Annotated in this window: 19 protein-coding genes and 1 other RNA gene; 3 read left to right on the top strand and 17 right to left on the bottom strand. The window is 44.6% G+C overall.

The window, feature by feature from the left end:
* Positions 1 to 43: 43 nt before the first annotated feature.
* The 5 genes from SMSP2_RS03635 to SMSP2_RS03615 all read right to left on the bottom strand — a co-directional run bounded on the left by SMSP2_RS03635 (position 44) and on the right by SMSP2_RS03615 (position 5,364).
* A complete protein-coding gene (locus SMSP2_RS03635; RefSeq protein ID WP_146682658.1) occupies positions 44 to 1,375 on the bottom strand; it encodes a restriction endonuclease FokI recognition domain-containing protein in 1,332 nt (443 codons plus the stop codon).
* The gene (locus tag SMSP2_RS03630; protein WP_146682657.1) at positions 1,372 to 2,433 is read right to left on the bottom strand and encodes a DNA adenine methylase; all 1,062 of its coding nucleotides are present in this window, start codon (positions 2,431 to 2,433) and stop codon (positions 1,372 to 1,374) included. Before SMSP2_RS03630 ends, SMSP2_RS03635 begins: the two co-directional genes overlap by 4 nt.
* Positions 2,434 to 2,435: 2 nt before the next feature.
* The gene (locus SMSP2_RS03625) at positions 2,436 to 3,365 is read right to left on the bottom strand and encodes a DNA adenine methylase (RefSeq protein WP_146682656.1); all 930 of its coding nucleotides are present in this window, start codon (positions 3,363 to 3,365) and stop codon (positions 2,436 to 2,438) included.
* A 7-nt stretch (positions 3,366 to 3,372) separates the two neighbouring features.
* Positions 3,373 to 3,831: a NanQ anomerase/TabA/YiaL family protein gene (locus SMSP2_RS03620; RefSeq protein ID WP_146682655.1), complete on the bottom strand. Its 459-nt coding sequence runs from the start codon at positions 3,829 to 3,831 to the stop codon at positions 3,373 to 3,375.
* Between the two features lie 69 nt (positions 3,832 to 3,900).
* Complete coding sequence (locus SMSP2_RS03615) at positions 3,901 to 5,364, bottom strand: glycine--tRNA ligase (protein WP_146682654.1); 1,464 nt, start codon at positions 5,362 to 5,364, stop codon at positions 3,901 to 3,903.
* Between the two features lie 737 nt (positions 5,365 to 6,101).
* On the opposite strand from SMSP2_RS03615, the gene SMSP2_RS03610 reads away from it, so the two are divergent.
* Positions 6,102 to 7,118: a dockerin type I repeat-containing protein gene (locus SMSP2_RS03610; RefSeq protein WP_146682653.1), complete on the top strand. Its 1,017-nt coding sequence runs from the start codon at positions 6,102 to 6,104 to the stop codon at positions 7,116 to 7,118.
* A gap of 323 nt (positions 7,119 to 7,441) precedes the next feature.
* Here SMSP2_RS03610 and SMSP2_RS03605 read toward each other — a convergent pair whose 3' ends face one another.
* Entirely contained in the window at positions 7,442 to 8,200 is a 759-nt protein-coding gene (locus tag SMSP2_RS03605) for an inositol monophosphatase family protein (protein ID WP_146682652.1), read from the bottom strand.
* Positions 8,201 to 8,339: 139 nt separating this feature from the next.
* On the opposite strand from SMSP2_RS03605, the gene dapB reads away from it, so the two are divergent.
* Positions 8,340 to 9,134, top strand: a complete 795-nt coding sequence (dapB, locus tag SMSP2_RS03600) for a 4-hydroxy-tetrahydrodipicolinate reductase (protein ID WP_146682651.1) — start codon at positions 8,340 to 8,342, stop codon at positions 9,132 to 9,134.
* A gap of 46 nt (positions 9,135 to 9,180) precedes the next feature.
* Here the strand turns inward: dapB and SMSP2_RS03595 are convergent, their stop codons facing one another.
* The 6 genes from SMSP2_RS03595 to SMSP2_RS03570 are packed head-to-tail and all read right to left on the bottom strand — an operon-like array spanning position 9,181 to position 13,857.
* Positions 9,181 to 9,744: a nucleoside deaminase gene (locus SMSP2_RS03595; RefSeq protein WP_146682650.1), complete on the bottom strand. Its 564-nt coding sequence runs from the start codon at positions 9,742 to 9,744 to the stop codon at positions 9,181 to 9,183.
* Positions 9,745 to 9,771: 27 nt separating this feature from the next.
* On the bottom strand, positions 9,772 to 10,668 hold the full coding sequence (locus tag SMSP2_RS03590; protein ID WP_146682649.1) for a vWA domain-containing protein: 897 nt from the start codon (positions 10,666 to 10,668) through the stop codon (positions 9,772 to 9,774).
* 1 nt (position 10,669) lies between these two features.
* Positions 10,670 to 11,704, bottom strand: a complete 1,035-nt coding sequence (ruvB, locus tag SMSP2_RS03585) for a Holliday junction branch migration DNA helicase RuvB (RefSeq protein WP_222566393.1) — start codon at positions 11,702 to 11,704, stop codon at positions 10,670 to 10,672.
* Between the two features lies 1 nt (position 11,705).
* Positions 11,706 to 12,347: a Holliday junction branch migration protein RuvA gene (gene ruvA / locus SMSP2_RS03580; RefSeq protein WP_146682648.1), complete on the bottom strand. Its 642-nt coding sequence runs from the start codon at positions 12,345 to 12,347 to the stop codon at positions 11,706 to 11,708.
* On the bottom strand, positions 12,331 to 12,861 hold the full coding sequence (lspA, locus tag SMSP2_RS03575) for a signal peptidase II (protein WP_146682647.1): 531 nt from the start codon (positions 12,859 to 12,861) through the stop codon (positions 12,331 to 12,333). The genes ruvA and lspA overlap by 17 nt, the downstream gene beginning before the upstream one ends.
* Before the next feature lie 27 nt (positions 12,862 to 12,888).
* The gene (locus SMSP2_RS03570; protein WP_146682646.1) at positions 12,889 to 13,857 is read right to left on the bottom strand and encodes a tetratricopeptide repeat protein; all 969 of its coding nucleotides are present in this window, start codon (positions 13,855 to 13,857) and stop codon (positions 12,889 to 12,891) included.
* 235 nt (positions 13,858 to 14,092) lie between these two features.
* Between SMSP2_RS03570 and SMSP2_RS03565 the strand changes: the two genes are divergently transcribed.
* Positions 14,093 to 14,551: a PCRF domain-containing protein gene (locus tag SMSP2_RS03565; protein WP_146682645.1), complete on the top strand. Its 459-nt coding sequence runs from the start codon at positions 14,093 to 14,095 to the stop codon at positions 14,549 to 14,551.
* A gap of 94 nt (positions 14,552 to 14,645) precedes the next feature.
* On the opposite strand, the gene SMSP2_RS03560 is transcribed toward SMSP2_RS03565, so the two are convergent.
* The 5 genes from SMSP2_RS03560 to SMSP2_RS03540 form a co-directional block, all read right to left on the bottom strand.
* On the bottom strand, positions 14,646 to 16,502 hold the full coding sequence (locus tag SMSP2_RS03560) for an IS1634 family transposase (RefSeq protein ID WP_146682644.1): 1,857 nt from the start codon (positions 16,500 to 16,502) through the stop codon (positions 14,646 to 14,648).
* Between the two features lie 155 nt (positions 16,503 to 16,657).
* Positions 16,658 to 16,756: signal recognition particle sRNA small type (ffs, locus tag SMSP2_RS03555), an RNA gene on the bottom strand.
* Between the two features lie 143 nt (positions 16,757 to 16,899).
* Positions 16,900 to 17,970 carry a uroporphyrinogen decarboxylase family protein gene (locus SMSP2_RS03550; protein ID WP_146682643.1) on the bottom strand — a complete coding sequence of 357 codons (1,071 nt, stop codon included), beginning with the start codon at positions 17,968 to 17,970 and terminating at the stop codon, positions 16,900 to 16,902.
* A 78-nt stretch (positions 17,971 to 18,048) separates the two neighbouring features.
* Positions 18,049 to 19,839: an arylsulfatase gene (locus tag SMSP2_RS03545; RefSeq protein ID WP_186804836.1), complete on the bottom strand. Its 1,791-nt coding sequence runs from the start codon at positions 19,837 to 19,839 to the stop codon at positions 18,049 to 18,051.
* Complete coding sequence (locus SMSP2_RS03540) at positions 19,802 to 21,565, bottom strand: alpha-L-fucosidase (RefSeq protein ID WP_146682641.1); 1,764 nt, start codon at positions 21,563 to 21,565, stop codon at positions 19,802 to 19,804. The genes SMSP2_RS03545 and SMSP2_RS03540 overlap by 38 nt, the downstream gene beginning before the upstream one ends.
* Between the last annotated feature and the right edge of the window lie 6 nt (positions 21,566 to 21,571).

Genomic DNA, 21,571 nt, shown 5'->3' with positions numbered 1-21,571 from the left:
AATTCAGTGAGAGAGTATACCAGCTCACCACAATTTTGGCGACTTAATTGCACTTATGAGTTGAATCCGCTTTTAATAAATCAACTATCCGAGTTTCAAATAACCGTGATTTTTTCCTACCACTGGCTCCCAAGTCAAGCATATCAAGATAGCCGTGATCAAGTTTCTCTAAGTACTTTCTTAGCATATCTTTGCTTCGTTCAATATAATCTGGTTGAGAATCTTCTTCTGTGAAATCCTGAGGGATTTCTAAATTAATAATTTTATCTCTTATTTTGTATTTATTGTTGGAAAAAGCAATATCCAAGCCAATTCTGGCAAAATTATCTAAATCGTCTTTGATGGTCTCACAGGAGACAGCGTTCATGCTGTTTGCTTTCAGATAATCTTGAATTTGCGCAAGATTCTTTGTGTTTTTTATCGAAGTTAAAATATAAGCTCGCCTTAGCCTTAAGAAGTTCCTAGCATTCTCTTTTGTGGACAGCATTTCAAAACCCACAGACTTTTCAACACCGGGATGCCTACTATGAGCTCTGCTTAGTTTAAAAATCTTTATGCCCTCTAAAGTTATCTGATAAGATTTAAGCTGGCTTGTAAATTTCTTCTCGCCTATTTGTACCGTGATTTTTTTACGAGCAGTTTGTACCCAGCCAACTTGATTGTGACATAACCACTTAGATATCATTCTTGCGTATTTATCGCTCGAGCCCTCCCAATTATTTTTGATTTTTGTTCTTTCTGGGTTTGACTCGGCACAGGACAATGCATGCACAACTGTTTTCTGGGAATATGATGTAAAGCCGGCTTCACCCTTAAAACCTAACTCTCTACCAATTTCATACTTAGTTAATGATGGTTCTTGAGAATTTTGATACTGGACATTTAGCAGCTCTAAAATTCTTGTTACTGGTGGATATGAGAGTAAAGAATGTTTTATGATTTCAAATTTTTCTTCAAGATTATTTGCATTAGCTAACTTTAATCCAACTTCAGTTATGCTAAAACTATCATTTTTCTCACTATACTGGAGATAATTAAAAGTATAAGCAAGTCGTATAAAGTTATCACAAGCCCAATCAACAATACCAAGCCTGCTTTGCCCTGGTATTAGAACCTGAATTAAACCGTCAACTTCCTCCTTATTTGTCCTTGAACCAACCAATGCTTTATATTCAATTAAAGGGTTATTCTTATAACCATCTTCATTTAACAAAGATTTAACTAAATATTCCTGACAATCCAAATTCAAAACCTTGTCACGGATAAACTTGTTAGTCAATAATTTATTTGTAGTGGAATTCTTATCAAAAAGTTCAACAACTTTTATCAAATTTTCAAAACTACCGCTGTCCTGTATCCAACCACGTGGTCTCATGTTTTCCTCAATATGTATAGTTGCTCTTTGACATATTTCTTATTTCGATTACTTTTCCCATTATTGCTTTTATATCTCAAATAATCAAATTCAAGCAATTCGACATTTCCAAAATCAGAAAGGACAGATAAGATGTCCTTTTCAGGCATAATTCCCTCACTGTTGTAACTCAATATTAAAGTTTTAAAATTGCCCTTTTTAGCATAATATGCCAACTCGTTTAAAGCTGTGTTTTTATTGCAGAATCGCGACTTCTGATGTCTATAATTCCGCATACCACTAACCCCTCTTATATTCGGCTGATCATATCTGGCAATTGTTTCTAAAATATGATAATTTGGAGCATATTGCCTTTGGTTATAAGGTGGGTCTATATATAGAATGTCTGTATCGATATGTTCTAATAGGCTTGCCGAGTCTTGATTATATGATTCGTTATTGCGATGATTCAACACTAAACCAATTGGCCTAAGAATAATCTTTTTCAAAGCCCTCGGATCCCACTTTTTACAAAATGCTGCATAAACTCCTGTGATGTTGGCATAAAAAGGAACTGTTTCTATAAGACAGGCCAACAGTACATAATATTCATCTTCATTTATTAAATCTTCTGCTTTCCAATATTCTATCTTAATTCTAATAGCATCTATTTTTTTTCCATTATAATCACTGTAATACATCCGCGGGATATCCAAATGATCTGTTCCGCCCGGAGTATAATTCACGGAAACAAACCCTTTAATCGGTTTTATGTGATTCAGATAGTTAACTACCATTTCTAAAGGAGAAGAAAAAAGACTCTGTTTTTTGCTCTCAATAGTATTTAATAACTTACTAAATGACAGTTCTGAATTATTAACAATATATGCCCTTTGAAGGACATATGAAAAATATAACAAATCAGAAGTTACGACTCTGTAGTCTTTATTCTTGAAATACCTGGCCACACTCACAGTACCTGCACAGGCATCAAAAAAAGAATCTCCACTGATCTTTTTATCAGATATAACTGAATAAATTGTTTCTACAAGATTTTCTTTATTTCCAATAAATCTCATAGTCAATACTCTAAACAACTGAAAAGATCTTTTTCAGAACGAATGTCTGGCTTATAGTTAGTTATCAGAACCTCCTTAGTAGCACTCACATCCCTGACTAACGTCTGGTAATTAGAATTGGAGTAATTGTAGTTAATATGATTCACACAAAATGCTGGATTTTTATCCAGCCAATCATTCAGGATGTAATTAAATTTACCCTTATGTAACAGTACATTTGAGAGGGCAAAACGAACGCTCTTTTTATGTAAATTGTCTAAGACGGCCAAAAGCTGATATTCGTCTGTATCGCTCCAACCGCCAAATCCCCTCCTGCCATCGTTGTAAGTTCCTGTTGTTATTAAGTATGGAGGGTCGCAGTAAACAAAATCATCTTCAGTGATTTGAGTGAAATCAAAATCTTGAAACCGCTTGTCTGAGAAATAAACATCGCAGGCTTCAAGCCTGCTAATAAAAGAAATAAGGTTATTTCTCATATTATTATTAAAACTGCTCTTATTTGTACCAAATGGATTATTGAAATCATGTAAATTGTTAAACCTGATCTGGTGATTAAAAGAATACGCAATTAGAACAAATAAATCTAAAGGGTCTCTTTTAATATTGTATAATTTACGCAATTTTAAATATCCATCTCTATTGGTTTTAGACAAGTCAAATTCAAAAATCCTTTTTTCGACATGATCAAGCGTCCGGTACATTCCCTTCTCAAGAAAAGCTTTATACATATCAACAAGGTACGTAAGATTGTCATTAAAACATAAACTAGCGGCATCAGTGTTAATTCCAACGTTACAGCCTCCAGCAAAAAGATCAAAGAAAGTTTTGATTTTTTGAGGAAATAAAGGCAGTATCTGCCCCAACAGCCTATATTTACCACCAATGTAATTTAGCGGTGACTTTATATAGTTTTGTTTAACCTCAATAGTCATTATTCTATTATTCGTATCTTACCTTGAAAACTACTTTACAGACATCGGATTTTTCTTTGTCGGACCTTCCCGGCATGTGCCCATCCTGCGGCCAGAATATGCCGAAGGTGCCGCGGCTGAAGTTTACCGGTGTAAATGTTTCGGGCCTTTCGTAGAACTCCAGATCACGTGATTCGTCGTAAGCATCTTTTACTGCAAGGTCTTTGCGGTTTGCATAACCGATCATTTCAGAGCCCGAAACGACAAGCTGGATATCTATGTATTTTTTGTGGGTTTCGAAAAAGCCCTCCGATACCGGTTTGGTTGGGTATCGCTGGACTATATAAAAGAGCTCGCGGCCCTGAACCGAATACTCACCGTCAGGTTTGGAAAGAAAGTCTTCCGCTGCGAGCAGGTCAAGAGCCTCATCTATTAAAGGTGATATCCCTTTGTAAAACCCTGAATTTTGAACATCGTCGATTATCATTATAGCCTCAAATTTGGAATAATTATTCTATCAGAATACTGCATCTACCGCAATACAATCCGTTACAGATTACTTATCCATCCAGTTATCCATGCCGTCACGGAGGTAATTCAGTACCTGATCGACATTCACCCGTTCCTGAACCATGGTGTCACGGTGCCTTACGGTTACGCAGTTATCTTCTTTAATCTGGCCGTCAACCGTGATGCAGAACGGTGTGCCTGCCTCGTCCTGTCTGCGGTATCTGCGCCCTATTGCGCCTTTTTCATCATAAAAAGCGGCAAAATGTTTTTTCAAGCCGTCACAGATATTTCTGGCGATATCCGGCATGCCGTCGCGCTTAACCAGCGGGAAAACCGCCGCCTTAACCGGTGCCAGGTCGGGATGGAAACGCAGCAGATTCCTCGGGCCGCCCTCAAGCTCTTCTTCATCGTAAGCATCGACAAGAAAAGCAAGGGTGCTGCGGTCTATGCCGGCACTTGGCTCTATAACATAAGGGATATAGCGTTTTTTCTGCTGCTCATCAAAATATGACAGCGGACCTTTGTGATAATCCTGCGATTCTTCTTTAAGCTCTATTTTGGTAAGATCTCGCCCGGCTTCAATCCAGTCATTTATAGACCGCATTCCTCGCTGATGCTGGCGAAGATCATAATCAGTCCGATTTGCTATTCCCTCAAGCTCCTGCCAGTCGCCCGAACCAAAGGGGAATCTGTACTCAATATCGACACAGCCCTTTGCGTAGTGCGCCAGCTCGTCTTGGGCATGATCTCTCATACGCAGGTTATCCGGGTTTATGCCAAGGCTTACATACCAGTCAAAACGCTGCTGCTTCCAGTGCTCATACCACTGGTCATCTGTTCCCGGCTCGCAGAAAAACTCTATCTCTCCCTGCTCAAATTCCCGTGTACGGAAGATAAAAGCCTTGGTTGTTACTTCATTTCGAAAACTCTTGCCGATCTGGGCTATACCAAAAGGAACCTTAACACGGGTAGTATCCAGAACGTTACGGAAATTGGCAAAAATGCCCTGAGCCGTCTCCGGCCGCATGTAAAGCGTCATCCGGTCGTCGGCATTAGCACCCATCTCAGTCTCGAACATGAGCTTAAACGCCATCGGCTCGGTGAAATTACCCACTGTACCGCAATTGGGACAAACCTTGTCTTTTGTATCTGCCGGTTCACCGCCGCTCTCTTCAGCAGTGCGACCGTCTTTGTCTGTGAGATGGTCAACTCTTGTGCGTGTATGGCACTTTTTGCATTCTACAATCAAGTCACTGAAATGATCCGCATGTCCCGAGGCTTTCCAGATAAGCGGATGCATAAGAATGGAGCTGTCCAGCCCAACAACATCATCACGCATCTGAACCATGGCTTTCCACCATGCCTGGCGTACATTACGTTTGAGTTCACACCCCAGCGGGCCGTAATCGTAACAGCTTGCCAGGCCTCCATAAATTTCACTGGACTGGAAAATAAATCCCCGCCGTTTGCATAAAGACACGATATCGTCAAGTTTTGTTAATTTTGCCATTGTTAAACCTTAATTTTACATCTGCATTGCACTCCCGTGCGGCTGCAAGTCTGACCGCAAAAGGACGGGAGTAATTATATTCTGACTAAAATTAAGAATTATATATATTTACACAATATTGACAACCTGATTTTCGCTTCATTTAGTCAGAATATTTTTCAGTTGATCAAAGCCTCTAAACTTAAAAAGTATTTTTGGGCTATCCATGCGAGACTTTCAGCGGTTTATTAAGACAATAAACTTAAGTACGTTTTAAAAGCCGCTCACTTCGAACACCTTAAAAAACCAGAAACAGTTAACTAAATTCATAAATCTTCACAAAAAAATACAACAATCCCTCAAAAAAACGTAAAATATTTCAAGAATCCAAAGTCATTATTCTAATAGACTTAGAGATCGCAACAATCGGGTTAAAATATAATTTTTCAGATTTTTTAAAATTTTACTTGCAACTCGATATTTGAAACAATAGAATAATTCCTGGTTGTCTGGAGTTTCCAGACTTTGTTTAGGGCACAATTTTAGAGCACGAAATGGCAAGCAGCACGACAGTTAATAGCTGTCAATTGACTATACACACCATTGATTTCGCCCAGGTTTAAAAGCGCATTTTACATGGGTCAGCGCTCCTGGGAATACGGCATTTGATATTTTAGTCATTCTACTGATGCACGTCTTTCTCTGCCTTGATTGTGCAGGTACTTAATTTGTGGTTTAATTAGTAAGGTTTAAGGAACATGAAAGCTTTTGCAAAGTGCGCATTAGTTGCCGTATTTGTCCTGCTTTACATCAATGTAGAAACATCAGCGATAATATCTCATTCTGAAACAACTCCCCCTGCCGACTGGAGCGACCACCCTGCCAATGAGTGTATGGGGCGATGGGGAACTAACGCCTCATGCGTAGTTATCGGCCCCAACGTCGTTATCACGACCTGTCACCAAAACGGCTACAACGCCGCCGCGACATCTCCGGTAGTCATAAACGGCAAGAGTTATACAGTCAAAGACGTTTACGTGCCCCCTGTCGGCTCAGACATTCGAATATGCTCTCTTAATAACGCCAATTTCACAAATTACGCGGGAGTATATACAGCCGAGGACGTTGAGACTGACTCCGAAGTAAGCAAGCAGATAGTTCTCGGCGGGTACGGAAAAGGCCGCGGCGAAGGGCTTTACAACAAAAACAAACTCTACGGCTACAACTGGGCCCCGGAGGGAAACACAAATCTTCGCTGGGCACAAAATTACATAGACTCGCTAATGGGAGACTCTTTCATGATGCTGGACTTTGACGGCCCCGGTCATTCATCAGCGGCCCAGTACGAAGGCACTGCGGCTGAATATGACTCCGGAGGCGGGTGGTTCATATATCATGAAGGCCAATGGAAACTTGCTGGTTTAACCTATGGTGTATCAACTAAATCCGCAAGCTATTCTCAGGCGTGGTTCAAAAATCCCGACACCCTCAGAGACCAGCCTGACAGGGCATACGCCCACAGGATAAGCTATTACTCAGGGTGGATTGAAGAAACCCTTGCTATAATCCCCCCAAGCCTGGTTTTTGGAGGCACAAAAGGCGATATCAACGGTGACAGCCTGGTCAATTCCATGGACCTTGCGGCGATTGCCAACTTTTGGCTTGAAACCGAATGCAGCCCCGAAAACGGCTGGTGCCAGGGAAGGGATATCAACAACGACGGTTCTGTCACAGTCGCAGACGTGGCAGTTATCTCCCAAAGTATAGCACAATAAACAGAAAAGGCCGCGGCGGCTTCGACCCATGGGCTGCCGCGGCTTGACATACTTAAGAAATTTGAAAATTTAATACTGAACCCCGAATAAACAGGTTGAATATACCGTTGGTGCACATCTTTGAAACGCAACTTGGCATGCTTCCGAGACCACACTCCATGATTTAACTTCACTGCAAAACACCATGACAAGCCAACGGTATTTCAACTTGTGTAAATGCTTTAAACAGTATCCATTCGCAATTCAATATATTTTAATTCACGAACAAACAGGGTGGGACACCTTGTTTACGGCCCTGCAACCCACCCTGATGTTTTGGGTGTTTACAACAAATTCAGCATTTCAAGAAACTGTCTGTGAAGAATTGAATTTGTCGCCAGAAGTGTTTCTCCTGTTGGAGAAGGTTTTCCGTCAAAGCCTGTAACTTTGCCGCCGGCCTCTTCCAGTATCAACGCACCTGCCGCGAAATCATATTTCTTGAGGTTAAGTTCCCAGAAAACATCGTACCTTCCGCACGCTACATAGCTCAAATCTATCGCAGCGGAACCGCATCGCCTGATCCCCCGTATCTTAGGAATTATTCTATTGAAATATTTAAGGTTGTTGTGTTCGAGCCCCGCCCTGATACAGGCAAATCCGGTCGCAGCCATAACATCAATCAGCTCAGATGTAGGAGAAACCTGAATCTTTTCACAATTTAAAAACGCCCCTGCGTTCTTCTCTGCCGTGAACAGCTCATCAAGAACAGGAGCGTAAACAGCACCGAGAATAGTTTCACCGCCCCTCTGCAATGCAATAGAAATCGAGTAAAACGGGTGGCCGTGCACAAACGAGGACGTTCCGTCGATAGGATCAATGACCCAGCAGTATTCTCCCGTTTTTGTGCTGCCGTATTCTTCTCCCAGAATTCCATGCGAAGGGTATTGCTCGGTGATTTTTTTTGTAAGAAATTTCTCGACCGCCCTGTCTGCCTCCGTAACAAGGTCTTTGGCGGACTTTCTCGAGACTTCAAAGCCCTTTTGCCGGTAATCAAGAGAAATCTCACCCGCATCTAAAATTACTTTTCTAAGGAAATTTTTCAAAATATCATCCAATTTAATCTATGTTTTAAACTGATTATACAAAAACTCAAACATGAAAAACAGGCTATTCTTGAAATTCCGCGGTTTTCATATATAATAAGATTAAAACAGAATTGAAATAAAAATAAAGGATTTTACTATGACTACATCGCTAATCATAAACGGAGCTGCCGGAAGAATGGGCAGACGAATAACTGCTCTGGCTGTGGAAAACGGCAATTTTGACATTACAGCAGCACTTGAGCACACTGAAAGCATGATGCTTGGCATGGATGCCGGAGAAGTTGCCGGCGTCGGAAACATTGACACAAAGATATCAAGCGAAAAACCTGACGGCGCGGATGTAATGATTGACTTCACCCTGGCAGCCGCCGCTGATGAGACAATCAGCTACTGCCTTTCAAGCGGTACCGCACTGATTATGGGTACAACGGGGCTTTCAGAGAAACAGCTTGCGGCAGTAAAATCCGCTTCAGAGAAAATCGCTGTAATCCAGGCAACAAATATGAGTGTTGGAATGAATGTTCTCTTTGAAATGGCAAAAAATGCCGCCTCGATGCTTGGTGATGAATATGACATTGAAATCATTGAGCAGCATCACCGCTTTAAAAAAGATTCGCCCAGCGGTTCAGCCCTCACGCTGGCAGAACGTGCCGCCGAAGGAGCCGGCCTGGATTACCCCGCATGTCTCCAGCACGGACGCGAAGGAGGCGACTGTCTCCGCAAAAAGGGTACTATCGGAATGCACGCTGTACGCTGCGGTGATATTATCGGTGAACACGAGGTACTCTACAGCTGTCTTGGCGAAACCGTGAAGCTCTCGCACTCTGCACATAACAGAGATAATTTCGTTAGAGGCGCAATCAGGGCCGCTCACTGGATAGCCGGGAAGAAACCTGGTTTGTACACCATGAAAGATGTCTTAGGCTTATAAAAAACTCTCCAAAAGTCCAAACCGAGAACTTGTTAGGGGTCTGGACTCAGCCGTTGTAGATTTTAGACTCGGAAAGGGCAAAATCTCTGATAACTTTCGCGGCTTCATCGCGAAGCACATCTTGCGTGACTTTTATGCCTCTGTTTTCGAGTTTCTCAACCCAGCCTTGGGGTTTGTCCCCCTCGTCAAAGCCGGCTTTTCGGGCGTCCTCATCCCTTGCGCCGCAGACCAGGGCGGAGAGACCTGCCCAGGGTATCGCCCCCATACACATCGCACAAGGCTCACAGCTTGAGACCAGAACTGCCTCTCTGCCGGCAGCCGAGATTGAGTACGAACCGAGGCTTTGCTGGGCAAAAAGCAATGCCGTCATTTCAGCGTGTAGAATTGAGCTGCTAAGCGGCACAACACGGTTTACTCCGGCGGAGAGAAGCCGGCCGGTTTCCAGCTCAAAAACCGCTGCCCCAAAAGGCCCGCCCGTCTCATAAGAAACGTTCATTTTTGAGAGCTCTATCACAAAACGCATCTGAGCTTCAATATTTGTTGTCTGGACATAATTTCCGCAGGCCGGTAAGAGCCACTGGGGCATTTCTATCGCTGCCGAGTTTTGCATAAAACCACCTATATTCTTTAGTCTCTATCAGTCATCGCCCATAAACCGGGAAAATTTTCCGCCGGTATTCTCTGCTATCTGCCTGAGCATTTCACTGTCGCTGACTCCTGACCAGAAACCAATTGTGTGTATCCTGGTATTCGGGGCGATTTCGTTTCTCAAACGCATCACCGTTTGCGTAAAATCACGGTTCGCGGAATCTGAATAGTCGAACCCATCAGTCAAAAAGTAAATCACATCCGGCTTGCCGCCGTCGTGTGAGGTCAGCTCAAATGCCTTTTTAAGTGCTGATAAGGCTTTAGGGCTGCCTGAGGGCATCGGCAAGGCATTAACCATTTCAACCGTTTGTGACACTGCCGCGGCAGATGCCCTGACCATTTTATCATTCGCAGTGGTCAGCAGGCCATCGCCGCTGAACACAATCAAGTAAATATGATTGCCCGCATTTAACCTTTTAACAGAAGATATCAACTGTTTCTTTACGCTGTGCGTAAGGCCAAGCATACTGCCCGAACCATCAACGACAAAGCATACATTTGAGGCTGAAGCCCTGTTGCCGAAAAATTCAATGTCACTCATGCCGTCACCGCCAAGATCGCTGAAGGTGATCTGGGGCTCCTCATCGCTGCTGAATGTAGAATCTGTATCGCTTCGGGTAACCAGACTTCTGGCGGAAATATCACGTTTTACAGGACGTTTTGCAGTAAATGTACGTTTTTTTACTGACGGCTTGGGCATAACCGGACGGCTGTTGATAATCCTTCGGACATGTTCAATATTTGCCTGCGGCGTTTGGATTTCGTTTCCGGGGGAATCCGCCCGTGAAAAAGTTATAAAGCAAAACACAATAAGTATCAGGCCGTGCACTGCGGCCGATACAATTATAGCTTTTGCAGGACTGAATTTTCTTCTGCTTACTGCCATTTTAATCAAACAGGTTTGGTTCTTTTTTTTCTAAACCGCCGCTGTCAAAACCGAGATGATCATACGCCTTTTTCGTGGCCTCCCTGCCGCGTTTAGTTCGCCGCAGAAAACCATTTTGAAGCAGATAGGGCTCTACTACATCCTCAAGAGTGTCCCGCTCCTCACCCAGGGTAGCCGCGACTGCCTCTATGCCGCTGGGGCCGCCGTCATAAACTGTGATAAGTGCCTTGAGAAACGCTCTGTCAAGCTCGTCAAGGCCGTACTGATCGATACGCTCCATCTTCAGAGAAGATTCCACTATATCAACGGTGAGTTTCCCGCTGCCCTTAACCTGGGCGTAGTCGCGAACACGTTTGAGAAGTCTGTTCGCAATACGCGGCGTACTGCGGCTCCGGGATGCTATAAGCGACAAAGCATCTTCATCGTAATCAAGATTCAACATCCCTGCGCTGCGTTTTACTATCAGTGTAAGTTCCCGGGTATTGTAATAATTCAGATGAAACAGCATTCCAAACCGGCTTCGCAAAGGCGCACTTATCAGCCCTGCCCGGGTTGTGGCCCCTATGAGCGTGAATCGTTTCAGCGGAAAGTTAATCGTTTTTGCGTGCATACCGGAATCGACGGTAAAATCGACCTTGAAATCCTCCATAGCCGGATATATAAACTCCTCAACTACAGTATTGAGCCGGTGTATTTCGTCTATGAAAAGGATATCACCCTGGCTGATATTGCTCAGAAGCCCCATAACATCGCCCTGCTTGGTTAAGGCGGGCCCGGAGGTTACACGAATATTGGCCTTCATCTCATTTGAGATTATATTTGCAAGGGTGGTTTTCCCAAGACCCGGAGGGCCGTAGAAAAGTATATGTTCAAGCGGCTCACTTCTTTGCCGGGCTGCGGTGATGGCAATTGATAGCTTATCTTTGACATTCTGCTGGCCGATGCACTCTTGGAGTGATTCGGGACGCAGGGCGTTATTGAAACTCTCTTCCTGCTTACCTCGAGAAACTGTATTGACTACACGTTCTATCGCCAATCTACACCTCCCCGCCCTGTTTTAGTTTGTATATCAGCGGAACAAGTTCCTCAGAGCTTTTAATGTCCGGATGATTTTGAACAGTCTTTTGAACAAGCTCTATGGCTTCATTGCGTTTTTCTCCCCAGGCAATCAGGATTTCAAGTGCCTCTATCTGATAATCAGTGAAATCAGCTTTGATGCCTTTGCCTTCGCCTCCGCCGGAATATCCCTGCATTGCAAAAGTAACCAGCTTGCCGCTCAGTTCAGCGATGATATGCTGGGCGAGCCTGGGCCCGACGCCCGGCAATGATTTTAGAAACTTTTCATCTTCATTCTCGATGGCGGCGGCGATTGTTTCTATCGGCATGGCAAGGCTTTTAAGCCCTTTCCTTATGCCCATACCCTTTACGCCGGTATATATAGCAAAAAAATCTCTCTCGCCTCGAGTGTTGAACCCGACAAGTCGGGGTATAAGATTGCCCCCGCCCGGCGTTCCCTCGTAGTATTCCATAGTGCACAAGGTCACTTCTTTACCTATACTGCCCGAAAGCGAGCTTACACAGTATCCGGGCAGCATTACTTCATAAGCTATACTGTCAACCTCAACAACAGCATAACTCTGATCAAGGTCAAGAAGTTTTCCTCTAATCTGTACTATCATTTCTGCTCTCTTTTTCTTTTGCGAAAAATACAAAACCTAAAATGTAAATTCCCACGCCTATACAGAGCAGGGAATCTGCTATATTAAATGTCGGCCAGTGATAATCATTTATCTGCAGATTTATATCTATAAAATCTCTGACCTTACCATCGTTAAACAAACGGTCATAAAGATTGCCCGCAACGCCTGCTGTGAACATTCCCAGCACAAAATATTCTACTCGTGTTTTGAACATTCCCACAAAAGCTATTACTATCAGTGCCGCCATGGCAAATGCTGATATTCCGGTTAAAAACAACCGCTGACCGGCAAACATGCTCCATGCAGCGCCGGAGTTTTCCCGCATTACCAGATTGAACCAGCCGGGTATTACCTCATAACGCCAATACGGCTTATCGGCGAGAAATTCAAAAACTGCGGATTTGCTCCACAAGTCAATAAACAGAAAGACTGACGCGGTTATTACAAAAATCACCAGCAAACCAGGCTGAGGCGGTTTATATTTGAAACTCATAAAAGGCCCTTAAAAACTGCTTCAATGTTAAAGCAGGGACTGATATTTACTTATCATGCGTGTCAGCTGAGGCTGATCAGGGTTTAATTTCAAAGACAACTTCCACTGGTCAACGCCCTTCTTCAGCAAACTTTTATCGCCTGTCTGGCCATAACTTAAAAGATACGCTACACCGAGGCCCTTATGAGCCATCCAGTCGGTATAATCGAGATCTACGGCCTGCAAATAATGCCCCACTGCCGCCTGAGGGTTTCCGGTCTTAATAACCGCGAAACCAAGGTACTGATGCGCCATCTTATTGGCAGGTTCTAAATCAACAACTGCATTCAAGAGTTCTTTGGCTGCATTGTATCGCTCCAGACGAAGGTAGGCCGTCGCCAGGGGCATCATCAGTTCGGGTTTATTGCCTTCTCGTTCTAACGCTCTTCGGTATTCACTTACGGCTTTGTCATAGTCTTCAAGCTCTGTAAATATCTCTCCAAGCATCTTGTCAATCTCTGTACTGTCGGGCTTGATCTGACGGGCTTTGTTGTAACAAGGAATCGCGTTTGCGAAGTCCTTTAACTTTTGATAACATACTCCGGCCTGGTAATGTGAGTCGTAACTCTGCGGATCTATCTCGGAAGCGGCTACAAATGCGTTGGCGGCCTTACGAAGTCTCTCAAGATGAACATTTACGATGCCAAGATTGTAAAAATCTTTAAATGACATTGGATTGAGCTCTGTTGCCCTTTCATAGGCCTTTGAACTCATCTCGTAATTGCCCTGCCTCTGGTAGATATCGCCCTTGAGAGAATAGGCAAGCGCAAAAGACCTGTCATTGATCAAGGCACCGTCAAGTTTTCTAAGGGCCTTATCGCGCTGATCAAGGTCATTAAGCATTACCGCGTCAACATACAGCTCTACAGCACGATGCCTGCCGCAGCCGCCTGCAACAATAAGAACCGACACCGCCGCTAACAGACAAAACCTTTTAATGCAAGTATTTACAGACAATTTAATTCTCCTGAATACCAATTATTTTAATTTATAATACAGCATATAGGATTTTAACTATAAAACCCTTTGAGTCAAAGATTTTATTACTTCACCCTCCTTTGCAGGGCATGGCTGTTGCCGGCAGGCATAAAACCAAAAAGAGTTATACTTTTATCTTGCAGGTCTCAAGAGCTTTAATATGATTACCGGTAATGTAATTTAACAGTAATAATTTTTAACAAGGAAATCAAAAATGAATAAAAACTTACTTATGGCGGCAGTTTTTACAGCAGTAATCAGTATCTTCATGTGCGGATGCGGCAGTGATGAGCCTACGCCCGCAGGCCCGGAAACCGCTTCAGGACAGGCCCAATCCGCCGGCTCTTCTGCCGGGAAAATCGCGGTTGACCTGCAAAGCTCAATTGCAGAGCTCACACAAAAGGCGCAGCAGATGAATACTGACCAGCTTATGCAGACAGCCCAAAAGTATAAACAAGCTGTTGTAGAGAAATACGATGAGCTCAAAGGCGTTCAGGCCAAACTTGAGGACTTCTCGGTTACAGACCTTCTTTCTGATGAAGCAAAACAGGTTAAATCAGAAGTTGAAGAGATTAAAAGCTCTATCTCCAGCCTCAAAGACCGTTTTAAAATATATTATGACAGGCTCGTTGAGTTAAAAGCTGATGTATCTGAGCTGAAACTGCCTGTATAACATCACAAATAACCTAACCCCAATTTCTCACTTAGGGGTGTAAAACAGGGTTTATGGTAGCGTCCGCGGTGTTGGTGTGTCGCCAAAGGGGGTCTTAATCTTTGACCTGGCTGCTGTATATTTTGGGTGGCTTCTGCAGCGGCAGATCCATGTTCAGGTGGTGCAGTATCAGACGCTGATCTGCCTCGGGCTCGGTGTATCTCTCCATCAAGAGGTACCGACCGTCAAGTGTTTCAAATGTTACATCAAGCATCTGGATACGGCTCATCGTTTCCAGGGCAGCCTGTGCGGTTAGGCCACAGGCACTCACCCGCAGCTTATGCCGCAATGTCACCTGCAGGCAATAGCTTATAAACGCCACAAAGATATGGGCATCAACACGCTCTTCTTTATGGTGATATACAGGGCGAATGCCAAGATCACTCTTGAGTTCTCTGAAAGACTGCTCAACGTTGCACTGCAGCATATACTCATTCCAGAGTGCCTTACCATCCTTGCCCTTCTGATTGGTCCGCAAAAAGTACTTGCCGTCACGATAGATCATATCACGGTATTTCTGCCGGTTTATGTGATACCTGAATTCGCCGGCTTCAATCCGCTCCTTTTGCCCCGGAATATCGAGCTCCACACATCTATAAGCGTTACCGGCCTGTGATTGCAAAGCCCCAAGGCGTTTATAAAAACGTTCATAATTGCGATATCCCTTGAGTTTTTCAAGTCCGTCAAGATATTTACGCAGTTTTCTTTTACGCATGGCCCTCTCCTTTTGCATACGATCCCTGCTCCTGGCAAGGACATAGCATTCGCCCTCTTTTTCGATGTATTTCACATGAACACTGCTGTTTACCTGCTCCCAGTCCTTTTCAGAAAGTTCACTGCTATAATCATCGAGCTGTCTGCGGGGTGTGCCAACAAGATAGCTTATATTGTTCTTACGCATGAACTTGAGCGTAGCTTCCGTTGGTATGCCCCTGTCCATCAGCCAGACCCTGTTGGCCTTGCCGTACATTGTTTCTATCTTGTTGAGCAGGGGTCTTAATGTCGTCTTTTCAGATGTATTTCCCTGAAGTACTTCATAGTCAAGAGGAAAGCCCTCCGGCGTAACAACAAGGGCTATCAGCACCTGTCTGCAATCACTGCGTCTGTCTTTGCTGTGGCCGAATTCTGCCTTGGGATTCTGCTTGCATAGCCCCTCGAAATACGTGCTGGTGATATCATAGAGCAGGATGTCGTACTCAAGGTTGAACATTCCTTGCCAGGTGTCTTTAAGGTATTTGCAAAGTTCCTCTTTGTATGGAAGGATACGGTCAAGACAACGGTAGAGCCTGTTTTTCTCGGCAATCTCAAAATCACAATCAAGAATGGCGTCCATAGCACTCTGGCTGAACCAGTGCTGATGGACAAAGTATTCGGCAGAAGGTTTTATCAGCCTGCTCACCGTAAGCAACTTGAGGACTTTTGAGAATGCGACCGGCGATCTGTCTGTATCAATCCGCTCTGACCAGAAGCGGTCAAAACCAAGCTGATCCCACATTTCAGAAGCCAGCCAGCAATCGCCAAACCTACGCGGTCGTTCCAGTCTCATCTTTGAGATGTTAACCGGTATCGTATCAACATCGTGACAGCTCTGGTTGTCCTGATCAAAAGCAAAAAGAGTTTTGTGTACAGGTTTGTTATCTTCGTTGATTATCTCAATTGATCTCTGCCAGGCCTTCTTTTGAGAGCCGCTGATCTCACCAAGGTAAAGAACCACCTTCTCCACATGCCGATAACCGGAGACCTTCCGCTTCTCAGCAATACTGTAATAGGTGTTGCATTTACCGTTCTTTTTACGCCTGTGCTTTTTCAAATACATACCCAAATTATCGCATAGAAATTCACCTATGCAATAGGGCAGGTCTGTACCAAAGCCAAATCCAGAATCGAAACACCCCTCAAAGGCCAGAAACATCGAAAATATTTTTATTTTTACCGGTTTCGAGACCTAAGTGAGAAATTGGGGCTAAAACGCTGCCTGTAATTCATTTATGGGCAGCGTTATGCTTATTGCTAACAATTCTTACAACTGAAGCAGCCCCAGCTATATCCGGCATGAAGTATAAAAAAGGTGGCCGGGTTTGCCACACACAATCAAGACTACGCTTATGGCTGCTCGGTTCCCCGCCTGACCAGGTTCACGAGCCTCAACTTGTATGGGACCCGACCATAAATATCGAATCGCTAAAATTTACAGGTCGCTCATTCTATAGATTCTCCGGCCTGTGGCAAGAGTTTTTTACTGAACATGTAGTATTTTACGAATATTTCGCAAAGTTGTGCGAAATGTAACAGGATTAAACGACCTAAGTTCAATTCCTTTTGGACATTTCTTCGTAACACTGATTGTAATACAAGGCGTTATCAACCGGTGTGTTTGCCGGTATATGATTGCCAACCGCCATAAAGAAACCAGGGCATTTTTTGCCTATATCCATGCAGCGTGCAACTTCGCGGCGGATATCATCTTTTGTGCCGTCAAGCAATATCCTCGTATCGGCATTGCCGATAAAATAATGCGTCTTGCCGTATTTTTCGGCAATATATGCCATATCGGTCATCGGCTCCAACACAAAACCGTTGACGCCGCACGCCGCGATATCATCGATAAACATCGTATAATCGCCGTCAGAACAGTAGGTTAATTTTTTGCCGCTCTCAAGGATTGGAGCAAAAAGCCTCTTGTAGTTTGAAAAGACGTATTTCCGGTACCAGTCTGGAGATGTGAACGGACCGGAAGTCCATACTATATCATCGTGTATCATTACAATTGGTATATCCGCCTCTGCCAGGCTCTCGAAATGCTGGAGATTCCACTCCGCGTAGCGGTTGGCAACCTCACCAAAACCCGCAGGATCCGTACCCATAGCGGTAAGCATCATCTCCCAGCCGAAAATTTCTATCAAACCGGATATAAGCGAGCAGTATATGCCGGTCATGCTTACGCCGTCAGGATTGCCGCAGCAGTTTTTTTTATAATCCTGCTCAAACATGGAAACCAGCTTCTTGCGGTCTCGATTACCGTATTCTTCCCACGGATCGAAACTTAACACTTCCTGCGGGGTTTTAAACGGGCAACTGACATCGCTGTTCATGTCATCACCGTTTGCGGCATATTCGGCGTGCCCCATGGAAGTCCTCTTTTCGGCTACAAGTTCGCCGGTGGTGTAAGGAAGACAGGCAAAATAAAAATCATAGTTCCAGGCCTTGCAGAACGCCTGCCTGGCACGGAGTTTATCCGCATCGCTGCTTTGCCGGTTCACATCTATTCCCGTTATTTCACGGATAAGTTCAAAGTGATAGCTTTCAACCGAATACTCTGTTCGGGGGACTCTCGGGGGCATATCAAGATTGATTGCTGCCCAGCCATGTTCATACGACATTTATATGACCTTTCCTGATCGATTATTGTTCGTTTAATGACGGTGTATAACTTCTTTACAACAAGATGTTTCTGTGTTTTATTCGGTAATTCTGGTTAAATAAGCATAATACGCCCCCAGCTTCGTGTTGTCTGAAAGCGTAAAGATGGTTTTCAGATTTGCCGGCCCTTTTGACAGCCGCAGCTGGAAATCTGCCGACATTTTATCTTCTGTTACATCCTTGACGTATTCTTTGCCGTTAATAATCAGCTTTGCCTCGACAATGTCAATCGCCCTGCCGTCTCTGTACAGCCAGTAGTCCTCCGAGGCGATGATATCGCTTCGCCATTGAACATCATCACCTTCGAACCCTTCTTTGAGCGAATGGCCGGATTCCTGGGGCCAGCGGCAGAGTTTTATCTTGTAAATACCGGTTTTTTGGACGTAAACTTCCCAATATCCGTTAGTTATCTTGGCCTGGCGTATGTGACCCTGGCTCCAGGCGGTATCACAATCATCAAACCTCCAGTTGTGCAGATTCGCCGCAACTTCCTCGCCAGAAGCCGGCTCAAAACGCCAGTCATGGCAGCAGAGAACCGTTTGTTCGCCGAGCTCGGCACCGACCGGAATCGGTATCTCCTGCTCAAACTTTCCGCTGACGAGCCGCCACCACTTTTCATACTCATCGCGGAGGCGGTTAACGATATCCTGATGTTGAGCTGAAATATCGCATCTTTGCTCCGGATCGCAACTTATATCATAAAGTTCGCTGCCGTTTATCAGACGGTAATTATCTGTCATTACAGAGCTGAGCCGCCACTTAACCGGATTTACCAGCCGCTGGGAATCGGTAACGATAACCCGATCCTGCCGCGCACCGCCCTCAAGAAGCGGCACAAGACTTTTGCCGTGGAATGTCCGGCCGCCGTCATCAATACCGCACAGATCAAGAATAGTCGGCATAAAATCGATATTTCCGGTTACATTATTTATATCAGCCGCTTTGTTAATGCCGCCCCGGGCCCATCTTATAAAAAACGGCGTCCGATGCCCGCCTTCATACGGCCAACCCTTTACGCCTCGCATCCCTGCGTTGTATCCATCGGTTACAAAACCTTCATCATCTATGCTGCACCCGCAGCTGGTTCCGTTGTCTGTCATAAAAATGAGGACCGTATCATCTTCTATGCCAAGCGTTTGGAGTTTTCGCCGCAGTTTACCGAAATTCTCGTCTATATTGGTGATCATGCCGTAAAACGCGGCACGGGCGGCAGGCACTTTGCCGGCGTACATATCGCTGTATTTTTTTGGCACGTTGTAGGGAGAGTGCGGCGCATTAGGCGTAATACAGCACAAAAAAGGGTTATCCCGATTCTCTTCTATAAACTCGATTGCCTTGTCGAACCATACATCTGTGCAATATCCGCTGAATTTTACCGGCTTGCCGTTATCATAATATGTATCATCAAAATAATCGTTTCCCCAGTAGTCCGGCGCCTGGCTGATGCCGCCGCCCTTGTGTATAAGAGACTTCTCAAAGCCTCTGTAATGAGGAAGATACGGATATTCATCGCCCAGATGCCACTTGCCGAAAATGGCTGTTTTCCAACCGGCGGATTTCATAGCATCAGCTATTGTCCATTCATCACCTCGCAGAAGTGAGCGGCCGCCGATTGTGTGCCAGACTCCGGTGCTGTTGGCGTAATGGCCGGTGAAAAGCCCCGCTCTTGTCGGCGCACAGGTGGGCCCTACATGATAATTTGTAAATCGAGAGCTCTCGTCATAAAAGCTGTCGATATTGGGCGTTTGTACAATCCGGTTTCCGTGACAGCCCAGATCGCCGTACCCCTGGTCATCGGTTAAGACAAGAATTACATTCGGCCTGTTCATATTCATATGCTTCTGTTTTTATTGGGTTTAAAATTACTGAACGCAAGGTGAATCCAATTTCTTTTTCGTTTACAATGCTCTTGGCTCGTATTCGCATTTCATACTCACCGGGTTCATTCAAATCAATCTCGCCAATCTCTGTTATATACAGAGGAAAATGCGAGTTGACAGGATTCTCCATTTCGCTGTCTTTAGTTATAATTCCGGTTAACGATTTATCAGCTACGGCTACGGTTATTTTGTGGCCGCCCTCCCACTCAAGCGGAGTTGCCGGGTCACCGTCTGCCCTTTCGCCAATTGTAACAATATTAATATGAAAACGGCCGGGATTGTCAACCCGAAAGCTCCAGCACAGACTCTCATTTGTGTCAAACCAGTTGTTTGTAGTTCCAAGATGGCTGATACTTATCTGGGAATCTGATCCCGATGCAACGGCAATTCCGGCTTCAAGAACAACAGAATTATCCCCTTGCTGGGTTATTGAGCGGTCAACTTCGACCTTACCGTCAACCTCTACCCTGATTACAGCCGGATATTCAAGATCAAAGTCTTGCGGCGTTTCAATCTCCAGTGTTCCCGAGCTGTCTTGAGCTTGTGAGAAAAAGAGCTCACGATTTTTGTAGGCAACGGACAAAACGGAGTTTTTGAGACCCTTGAGGATTATTTTGCCGCCGTTTGCCCTGTGAACATGGAGGAACAGTTTGTTGTTCCGGCTGGTCAGTGTTCCCCACTGATAATCAACAGGAAACGGATTGTGATGCGTGCCGTAAACCGCATCACCGTTTATCCTCAGCCAGGATCCGATAGAATCGAGAATCTCAACGCTTTGTTCGGGAATATTGCCGTCTCCGTCGGGCCCTATATTAAGCAGGCAGTTACCGCCTTTGCCGACGATCCCAGAGAGGTACCGCACAAGTGTCTGCGGCTTCTTCCAGTTATTATCGTCAACCTTGTACCCCCACGAATCGTTCATTGTCAGGGGAGTTTCCCATGCCTGCTCCACAACTGTTGAAGGCACACCGTTATCGCTTATCTCTGAAAAATCACCGAGATCATGTCCGATACGGCCGTTTACGAGACACGCCGGCTGGAGTTCATGGACAAAATCACAGAGCCTGCGGCTTTTAGCCTTATCGATACTGAAAGGGGTATCGAACCATATCATGCCTATTGAACCGTAACCTGTCAAAAGCTCACGTACCTGAGGCAAAACCATTTCATTAAAATAAACATCGAAATCCTGGTCTTGAGGACGGTAATCCCAATCGTTGCCAAAGCCGTGCGGGTGATGCCAGTCCTGGTCATGAGAATAATACAGGCAGAATTTAATCCCGTATTTTTTCGCCGCGATAGAGAGCTCCCCGATTATATCCCTGCCGAACTCTGTAGCATCAACCACGTTAAACGGGCTGACTTTTGAATGGTACATCGCAAAACCCTCGTGATGCTTTGCGGTTACAACCATATAGCGTGCCCCGCTGCGGGCTATGTTCTCAACCCACTCATCGGCGTCAAAATTACCAGGGTTGAATTGCGAAGCTATCTTCTCGTATTCCTTGACGGGAATTCTCTCACGTTTCATTATCCATTCGGCAATATAAGGAGTTGTTTTGCCCTGCCACCTGCCGGCGAGGACAGAATAGAGACCCCAATGTATGAATACTCCGAATTTCCGATCAATGAAAAACTCATCAAGAGCATCTTTAATAAATTTGTTTTCCTGCATATTTTA

It is taken from the genome of Limihaloglobus sulfuriphilus (assembly GCF_001999965.1).
In the GTDB taxonomy this organism is placed as follows: domain Bacteria; phylum Planctomycetota; class Phycisphaerae; order Sedimentisphaerales; family Sedimentisphaeraceae; genus Limihaloglobus; species Limihaloglobus sulfuriphilus.
This window is presented reverse-complemented; position numbering and strand designations above follow the sequence as displayed.